Consider the following 6,576-nt stretch of genomic DNA (forward strand, 5'->3'; position numbering starts at 1 on the left):
GCGTCCCTACTCGCGGGTAGGGGCTTCTGGCTGCCGCGGGTGCCCCGGGACGACGGGTGCCGGCGGCGTCGTCGGCGCCGACGCGGCGAGCGCGAGCAGGGCGTCCGCGCACTGCCGCGGCGCCTCCACATGGACCATGTGCCCGGCGTCCGGCACGCTCGTGAGGGTCCAGCCCGGGTGCGCGGCGAGGAGCGCCTCGATGGGCCCCGCCGGCCGCGTCTGGTCTCCGGCTCCGAGCACGACGGCGACCGGCGCCTCGATCTTCTCGGGCACCTCGGGCGCCACGCCACCGAGGGCTGCGCGGAGGCTGCCCCGCAGGACGTCGGAGCGCACGCGGAACGGCGCCTCGAGCTCGGCCCGCAGGACGGGATCGGCCGGGGCGGCGCCGTACCAGGCGGCGAGCACGGAGTCGATGGCGGCGGCGTCAGGTCCGGCGGGGGCGGCCGGCCCGAGGAACAGCCTCGTGAGCCGCTCGGCGGTCGCCGCGCTCGGCGCCACGGGGACCATGCCGACGAACGCGAGCCCCCTCACGAGGTCCGGCCGGCGGGCCGCGAGCGTCGCAGCGACCGAGCCGCCCAGGGAGTGCCCCGCCACGACGGCAGGCGAGCCCAGCCGCTCGAGGAGGCGCACGACGTCGTCCGCGGCCGCCTCAAGCGTCCACGCGTCCTCATCGCGGCCGGCGCTCCCGGCTCCGTACCCGAGCAGGTGGGGCGTCACGACGCGGTGCCCCGCCGCCGTGAGGAGCCGCGCGACCGCGTCCCAGTTCGCCGGCGGGCACGCCCAGCCGTGCAGGAGGACGAAGGGAGTCCGGGCGCTGCTCATGCGCCCACCCTAGCCACGCTGTGGGTCCAGTCGAGCCGAGCCCACCGCGGCCCAGCTCGACGGCCTGGGGGACGACGGCGGCGCCGCACCCGGGTGGGTGTGGCGCCGCCGTCGTGCGTGCGCGGAGATCGAGAGGGGATCAGACGGCCGGGAGGAACTTCAGGGCCGAGTTCCACTGGAACTCGGGCAGGTCGTCGTTGGCGGAGAGGAGGATGTTCAGGAAGCCGGTCTGCTCGAGCTGCTGGGCGCGGCGCAGCGGGCCGACGGTGATCGCGTTGAGCCCGGCCGCGGAGGCGAAGTCGGAGACGGCCTTGACGGCGGACTCGTCGTCGCCTGCGATGAGGACGTCCAGCTGCTGCCCGGAGACCTCGCCCGAGACGAGCGTGCCGGCGAAGGTCGTGTTGAAGGCCTTGACCACGGTGGCGGGGGTGAGCTTCTGAAGCTCCTCTGCGGCGGAGGAGCCTGCAGCCACCGCGAGGCTGTCGAAGGTGGAGAAGTCAACCGGATTGGTGATGTCCACGTACACCTTGCCGGAGAGGGCCTCGCCGTACTGGGACACGATGGCCTTCGAGGCGTCGAAGTAGACGGCGGGGATCACGATCTGCCCCTCGACGGAATCGCCGAGGACCCCAGTGGTGACGCCGCTCCCGAGCTCGCTGGCCAGCGATTCGGCCTTGGCCTTGTCCTCGTGTGCGAGGAGCTGGACGCTCCTGCCGGCCGCGATCGCGCGGGACGCGAGTCCGCGGGCCATGTTGCCGGTGCCGATGATGGTGATGTCAGTCATCCTGGTCTTCTTTCCGTGGAGGGCGGAAGCTCGGTGGCGGGCTTTCGTCGCTGGGTTGGCTGTTTGGGCCTTACTTGAAGCTACAACTCAAGGCGGTGCGCATTCATTCCCGGCCCCATCCGCGGTCGGCTCACCGGAGGAGGTTCAGCGGAGGACGCTTACCGGAACAGGTCGCTGCGCACGCCCATGATGATCCGGTCGCCGGGACGGGACCGCTGGAGGAAGTCGACGACCGCCCAGTCGTCGAGCGCGAGGCAGCCCGCCGTGGGCGACTTGTTCTCGTGCAGGAAGATGGCGAAGCCGGCATCCTGGACGATTTCGCTGTCCGGCGGGCGGTTGTAGTTGATGACCGCGCCCTGCCGGTAGTCGTGCGTGGAACGGGTGGCGAAGTACCACATGTTCTCGTCGTACCCGACCCATGAGCTCGACTCGAAGTACGTGTTGTACGTCGGGGTCCAGGGGTTCCCGCCCCAGCGGGAGTTGGGGTTGAGGGTCGTGTACTGCAGGGCGGTGCCGGGGTTTCCGACGCCGAACGCCTCCGTGACGGTGTACGACCCGCTCGGGGAGTAGTCGTAGCGGGTGGGGCCCGAGGGGACGCCCGGGGCCTTGAATCCTGCCTTGCCGGCCTGGCCGTCGGTGATCCACTGCGGCACGAACAGCCCTGCGACCTTGAAGCAGTTCACCGCGGTCACGCCCGTCACGCCGTAGGCCTCGGCGATCGCGAAGGTCACCCTCGCCGAGCCGTTCGCGCCGTAGACACTGCGGCCGTTGTTGAGGGTGTTGCACTCGCTCATCGCGTACACGGTGGTGCCCTGCGCCGGCGACCAGCCGATCAGTCCGCCTTGGAACGTCTGGATGCACTCGCCGCCGGCGCACACCTCGGGGCCCACGGGGTACCCGAGGATGCCGCGGTTGTGCCCGTAGCTCGCGTAGCGGGACAGGATCGCCCCTCCGACAGCCCAGGCGCCAGTGGTGGGGGACCAGAAGACGTAGCCGTGCTGGAAGGCCTGGAAGCAGCCGCCGCTGGGCTGGCCGCAGGTCTCGGGTCCGGTGGGGTAGCCGAGCCAGCCGCGGTTGTGGCCCAGGGCGGCGTAGGTTCCGAGGATCGCCCCTCCGACAGCCCACGCCCCGGTGGCGGGGGACCAGAAGATGTAGCCGTGCTGGAAGGCCTGGAAGCAGCCGCCGCTGGGCTGGCCGCAGGTCTCGGGTCCGGTGGGGTAGCCGAGCCAGCCGCGGTTGTGGCCCAGCGCGGCGTAGGTCCCCAGGATCGCCCCGTTGACGGCCCACGCCCCGGTGGCGGGGGACCAGAAGATGTAGCCGTGCTCGAAGGCCTGGAAGCAGCCGCTGTCGGGCTGGCCGCAGGTCTCCGGCCCCACTGGCAGGCCGAGGAAGGAGGACTCGCCCCCAGCCGCCGTCCACACCGCTCCGATCGCGCCGCCCACCGGGTAGGGGAGTGCGGCGGCTGTCGCCGCCGGAGCCGCCGACGGCGAGGTGCCTGTCGTCCCAGATGGCGTGGCGGACGGGGTGGCAGACGCGGTAGCTGACGCGGTGGAAGGTGCCGTTGCCGGGGCGGCTGGAGAGCTCGTCGGAGACGTTGACGACGGGTCGGGGGTGCTGGACGCCGTGGTGCTGGATGGTGGTGTGCTCGACGCCGGGGTGCTGGGGGTCGGGGTGCCGGCCTCCGCCGTCGTGCTTGCCGTCGCCGTCGCGACCGGCGCGGGCGACGGCGCGGTGGTCGCCTCGGCGGGCACAGCGGCCAAGGCCGAGGCGAGGCTCACAACGGCGGCGATCGCTGCGGGACAGAGCGCGGAGAGGAACCGGCGGCGGCGCGTCACTTGGCCACCTCCTGGGAGACGACGGCGTCACAGCGCAGCTGCGCGGGACCGGACGCCCCCTGGCCGTTCGTGACCGCAAAGGCTTCCGCACGCACTTCCGCAGTGCCGCCCGGACTGACGGTCACGGTCTGGAGCGAGTGGCCCGCCACGCTCGGCCCGTCGGTCACGGCGATGGCCACGGTGTAGGTGCGCCGCTCCTGGCTGTCGTTGCGCACGGTCCCGCTGAAGCTCCACGCCCCGGCCGCGTCTGCCGTGCACGTGTGCGACACGAGGGCATCCTGCGCGATGATGCTCTGCGCCGACGATGGGACGCCCAGCGGGTCCGAGGGCGTGGGTGCGGCGCTCGGCGAGCCGGCCCCAGTGGGGCCGCCCGACGTCGTGCTCCCCGCAGTGCTGCCGCCTGAGCCCGTGGCGGGGGAGGCTCCGGGCGGCGCGCCCGTCCCGGAGCAGCCCGCGAGTGCGAGGGCCATGGCGAGCAGTGCGCAGGCGGCGGGCAGGGTCGAGCGCTGAGTCATGAGTCCCCCTCTGACAGGCGCGCGGCAGCTGCCGCGCCTGCGCCCATTCTCAGGGCGCACTGGGCGCGGGGCGCGCAGGCGCGGCGGCGCGCCGGGGAGGGAGCGGTGCCGTAGCATTGCCTCGAATCGCCCGTCTCGCCCGAAATGAGTACCGTGAGCCGACCGTCTGCCCGCGTCGCCATCGTCACCCGGACCAAGAACCGGCCGCGCCTGCTGCGCCGCGCCATCGAGGACATCCTCCAGCAGACCTTCGAGGACTGGACCCTCGTCGTGGTCAACGACGGCGGGGACAGCGCGGACGTGGACGCGGTGCTGGCCGACTTCCAGGAGCGGCTCGCCGGGCGCCTCCTCGTCCTGCACCACGCCGAGAGCGTGGGCATGGAGGCAGCCTCGAACCGCGGCATCGCCGCTGCCGACAGCGAGTACATCGCCGTCCACGACGACGACGACGAGTGGGCGCCCGAGTTCCTCGCCACGACGGTCGCGCATCTGGACTCCCACCCGGACGACGGCGGCGTGACCGTCGAGACGGAGATTGTCTTCGAGAAGCTCACCGCCACGGGCCGGGAGGTCGAGGAGCGGGTGATCTTCGAGCCCCAGCTGCACGCCATCACCCTGGTGGACCAGCTGCACTACAACCGCTTCGTGCCGATCTCGTTCCTCTTCCGCCGCTCCGTGTACGACGAGCTGGGCGGCTTCGACGAGTCCCTCGCTGTGGTGGGCGACTGGGAGTTCCACCTCCGGTTCCTGGTCCGGCATCACATCGGGTACATCAAGGGCCGCCCGCTCGCGTTCTGGAACCAGCGGCGGGGCGCGACCGACGCCGACGCGAACAGCGTGATCGCCGGCGATCTCGACCACCATGTCTACTCGCTCAAGGTGCGTGATCGGCTCGTCCGGGAGCATGCGGCGGCATACGGGCTGGGGCCGCTCGTCTACCAGCGAGAGCTGATGGCGGCCGAGGTGGGCCGCTTCCACGCGCGCATCGATGAGCTCCAGCGCGGCCAGGACGCGCTGCTCGAGGAAGTGCGGGCGCTCCGGGCGGCCCTCGACGAGGAGCGTCAGGCGCGCGGGGCATGGTCGCAGCTGCCCGGGAAGGCGTTCCAGCAGGCACGGTCCGCGCTGCGGCGCTGATTTGCGGCTGCGGGGCGCGGCGCCTAGTATTTAAGGCTGTCGTATGCAGTGGAGTCCACTTCTCGGCACTGAAGTCACCGTCTAACCGCGGCGAGGATACTTCGGCTGGTTCTCACCCCGCCTGGTCACCCTCCGGAAAGCTGCAGAACGAACGGTGCATCGAGGTGGCGGGACGCATCTGCGGACCGTCATTTTTACTGCAACTGTTTGACTACACCTTGGAGGAGCGAAACATGGCAGCGCATTGCCAGGTGACCGGGGCATCGCCCGCGTTCGGTCACAGCATTTCCCACTCGCACCGCCGCACCAAGCGTCGGTTCGACCCGAACATCCAGAAGAAGCGCTACTGGGTCCCGTCCCTGCGCCGCAACGTCACCCTGACGGTGTCGGCCCGTGGGATCAAGACCATCGATGTCCGGGGCATTGACTCGGTCGTCGCCGAGCTGCTTGCGAAGGGTGTGAAGCTCTGATGGCGAAGAAGGACAAGGACGCACGTCCCATCATCAAGCTCAAGTCCACGGCCGGTACCGGGTACACCTACGTCACCCGCAAGAACCGCCGTAACGACCCCGATCGTCTGGTCATGAAGAAGTACGACCCGGTCGTCCGCAAGCACGTCGACTTCCGAGAGGAGCGCTAAGAATGGCCAAGAAGTCCAAGATTGCCCGCAACGAGCAGCGCAAGGCCATCGTTGAGCGCTACGCCGCGAAGCGCGCCGAGCTGAAGAAGACCCTCGTCGACGAGAACGCGACCGACGAGGCCCGCGAGGCCGCCCGCCTCGGCCTCCAGAAGCTTCCGCGCAACGCTTCCCCGGTCCGCCTCCGTAACCGCGACCAGATCGACGGCCGCCCCCGCGGCACGTTCCAGAAGTTCGGCATCTCCCGCGTCCGCTTCCGCGACATGGCGCACAAGGGCGAGCTTCCGGGCGTCACGAAGTCCTCCTGGTAGGACTCTGCACGGCTTGCGAGAGACGAAAGAGTCGTCCGAAGGGGCGGCACCCATCCCGGGTGCCGCCCCTTCGGCGTCTCCCGGATGACCGCGATGGACAGCGCCAGCGAGGCCGGCGGCGCGCGACACGCCCGGGCCTCCCAGTCGATTTGCGAGGCACCCGGGCAGCGGGTAACGTATTCCGAGTCGTCAGGGACCGAGGCGCTCACAACGCCGAGGACGAAGACGAAAAGAACCCTTCAAACCAGCTGAAAGCAGCAGCGCTCAGGCGTGGCCAGAACAGCCGGGAAGGATCATTTCAGGCGAAATGCGCTCCGAATGCGGAGTTTGCGGCCGGGAAGATGATCTGGTAGGTTTGAGAAGTTGCTTCGGGACGGGGCGGACGCCGAGAGGGCGCCGAGCTTACCGGAGGGGCCTGTTGTTTGAGAACTCAATAGTGTGCCAAGTTCGTTGATGCCATTTTTTTGATGGTGTTGATTGCCTGGTTGCGTGCACCCCCGTGTGCGTGGCCGGGTTTTTATGCCAGTTTTGGATTGTG

General features: G+C 70.2%; 8 protein-coding genes. 4 read left to right on the forward strand and 4 right to left on the reverse strand.

Going from position 1 to position 6,576, the window contains the following annotated elements; all coding sequences use genetic code 11:
• Window positions 1-6: 6 nt before the first annotated feature.
• The 4 genes from ACQ5BE_RS13715 to ACQ5BE_RS13730 all read right to left on the reverse strand — a co-directional run bounded on the left by ACQ5BE_RS13715 (window position 7) and on the right by ACQ5BE_RS13730 (window position 3,956).
• Entirely contained in the window at window positions 7-822 is an 816-nt protein-coding gene (locus ACQ5BE_RS13715; RefSeq protein WP_430297522.1) for an alpha/beta fold hydrolase, read from the reverse strand.
• A 139-nt stretch (window positions 823-961) separates the two neighbouring features.
• Window positions 962-1,606 (reverse strand): NADPH-dependent F420 reductase, encoded by a 645-nt coding sequence (locus tag ACQ5BE_RS13720; protein WP_430297523.1) that lies wholly within the window; start codon window positions 1,604-1,606, stop codon window positions 962-964.
• Between the two features lie 158 nt (window positions 1,607-1,764).
• Entirely contained in the window at window positions 1,765-3,441 is a 1,677-nt protein-coding gene (locus ACQ5BE_RS13725; protein ID WP_430297524.1) for a hypothetical protein, read from the reverse strand.
• Window positions 3,438-3,956 carry a hypothetical protein gene (locus ACQ5BE_RS13730; protein ID WP_430297525.1) on the reverse strand — a complete coding sequence of 173 codons (519 nt, stop codon included), beginning with the start codon at window positions 3,954-3,956 and terminating at the stop codon, window positions 3,438-3,440. The genes ACQ5BE_RS13725 and ACQ5BE_RS13730 overlap by 4 nt, the downstream gene beginning before the upstream one ends.
• 153 nt (window positions 3,957-4,109) lie before the next feature.
• On the opposite strand from ACQ5BE_RS13730, the gene ACQ5BE_RS13735 reads away from it, so the two are divergent.
• The 4 genes from ACQ5BE_RS13735 to rpsN all read left to right on the forward strand — a co-directional run bounded on the left by ACQ5BE_RS13735 (window position 4,110) and on the right by rpsN (window position 6,038).
• Window positions 4,110-5,090 (forward strand): glycosyltransferase family 2 protein, encoded by a 981-nt coding sequence (locus tag ACQ5BE_RS13735; RefSeq protein ID WP_430297526.1) that lies wholly within the window; start codon window positions 4,110-4,112, stop codon window positions 5,088-5,090.
• 233 nt (window positions 5,091-5,323) lie between these two features.
• The gene (gene rpmB / locus ACQ5BE_RS13740) at window positions 5,324-5,560 is read left to right on the forward strand and encodes a 50S ribosomal protein L28 (protein ID WP_208710540.1); all 237 of its coding nucleotides are present in this window, start codon (window positions 5,324-5,326) and stop codon (window positions 5,558-5,560) included.
• On the forward strand, window positions 5,560-5,730 hold the full coding sequence (gene rpmG, locus ACQ5BE_RS13745; protein WP_043122011.1) for a 50S ribosomal protein L33: 171 nt from the start codon (window positions 5,560-5,562) through the stop codon (window positions 5,728-5,730). The genes rpmB and rpmG overlap by 1 nt, the downstream gene beginning before the upstream one ends.
• A 2-nt stretch (window positions 5,731-5,732) precedes the next feature.
• Window positions 5,733-6,038 carry a 30S ribosomal protein S14 gene (rpsN, locus tag ACQ5BE_RS13750; protein WP_208710539.1) on the forward strand — a complete coding sequence of 102 codons (306 nt, stop codon included), beginning with the start codon at window positions 5,733-5,735 and terminating at the stop codon, window positions 6,036-6,038.
• Window positions 6,039-6,576: the final 538 nt, after the last annotated feature.

This window comes from Sinomonas sp. B1-1, from assembly GCF_050474465.1.
In the GTDB taxonomy this organism is placed as follows: Bacteria; Actinomycetota; Actinomycetes; order Actinomycetales; family Micrococcaceae; genus Sinomonas; species Sinomonas flava.